The 1,569-nt window shown below is 70.4% G+C and carries 2 protein-coding genes; both read right to left on the bottom strand.

The annotated features are described in order from the left end of the window. Window positions 1-1,098, bottom strand: a 1,098-nt coding sequence (locus WAW17_RS13970; protein WP_422333555.1) for a DUF2254 domain-containing protein, incomplete at its 3' end; no start/stop codon positions are given. Continuing rightward, entirely contained in the window at window positions 1,098-1,445 is a 348-nt protein-coding gene (locus WAW17_RS13975) for a YetF domain-containing protein (RefSeq protein WP_422333556.1), read from the bottom strand. The genes WAW17_RS13975 and WAW17_RS13970, both read right to left, overlap by 1 nt. Window positions 1,446-1,569 lie beyond the last annotated feature (124 nt).

Below are 1,569 nucleotides of genomic sequence, written 5' to 3' on the forward strand. Positions count from 1 at the left end.
CAGGGTGTACGGGCCGAGCCGAAGGTCGAGAAGGTCGACGAGTACCGCGGTGCACGAGACCAACCCGTGCACGGCGGTGGTGGGATCGTTGATCCCAGGTGACAGGGCCCGCACCACCACATCGGTCAACTGCCGCAGCCCGTAACCGATGTCCTGGGTGGTGGTGCGTTCACCGCCGGTGCGCAGCGCCGTCGACACCCTCTCGCGCAGCGTCTCCAGCGAATCGCCGCTCAGCGCCGCGTCCGGACATGTAGACGAGCACAACGCCACCGGTGTGCCCGCCAGCACCGGGCTGCCCACCGACCGGACCACCCACACCACCGCGTCGGCCTGCGTGGCCGCAGTGAGCAGGCCGTGTTCGTCGACCTCGACCAGGAACCCGGAAGAATGAGCTTCGATGATCTGAGGGTGCGCCGGCGGCTCGGGCACCGGCACGTTAGGCCGGTCCTGCAGATCGGGAGCCAGCAGGCGGGTAGCGGTATTACAGGTATCGGTACGCACGTGCTCGAGCAGGGTCTCGATGCGGATCTGCCGGACCAGATGCCCGAGAAACAGCACCAGGGTGAGGACACTGGCCACCGCCAGCAGGTACGCCGTCGTCACCGCCAACTGGGGGACGAACGCGGTGCCGTCGGTGTCGCTGCGGACGGTGCGCAAGACGGTCAGCGCATAGATGAACGTCGCCAGGAACAACGCCAGGGTGCGTTGGACGACACGGTCGGCGGCGAAGGTGCGCAGGAGCCGGGGCGAATACTGGCTGCTGGCCAGCTGCAGCGTCACCAACGTCAGCGAGAACGTCAGCGACGTCACGGTGATCAACGAGGCGGCGATCGCGCCGAGCACCTCGCGGGCGGCATCGGCACCGCCGCCGAACAGATATCCCGCCACCGTCGGTGGCAGCCGGGCATCGAAGGCGGCGTCGAGTTCGGGCAGGCCGATGCCGGCCAGCACGGCCAGCACCACCGCGGCCGCCGGGACGGGCCACAGCCGGGAGCGCGCCGCCTCGGCGAGCACCTGCCGACGCGCAAGCACAGCGGAGAGCGGTCCCCGCCGGCTGTTGGCGCCATCGGGGATCCTCGCCGGCTCGGTCGGGGACATCAGCGCTCGCCGTCGGCCGATCCTCGAGAAGGGGGATGCTCGCCGGGGCGGGCCACATCCTGCAGGGCCGATCCGTCGCCGAACTGCTCGCGACCGATGACACTCATGCTGCCGTCGGTCTCGAGCACCACGGCCGCAACCCGACTGATGTCTCCGGCGCCGGAGGCGCGGATCGCCTGACGGACCTCGGCGGGGCTGACCCGCTGCTGCGCCAGCGCCGCTTCGGACACGGTGCCATGGTCGACGAGGACGGTCGGCCGGGCGGTGAGCACGGTGCGGCCTCGGGGCCAGCGGGACGACACTGTGGCGGCGAGATACTGCAGGGCGGCCAGCAGGATCAACACCATGGCGCCCTCGGCCAAGGACACGTCCGAGCTGAGCACCCACATTCGTCTCGCTTACCCCGGCGGTGGCCGGGATAAGCGGACGCCCACGACTGCCGACCGCACCGACCCCGATCCCGCGTTGCGC

Source organism: Rhodococcus sp. (in: high G+C Gram-positive bacteria) (assembly GCF_049286785.1).
Taxonomy (GTDB): domain Bacteria; phylum Actinomycetota; class Actinomycetes; order Mycobacteriales; family Mycobacteriaceae; genus Rhodococcus_F.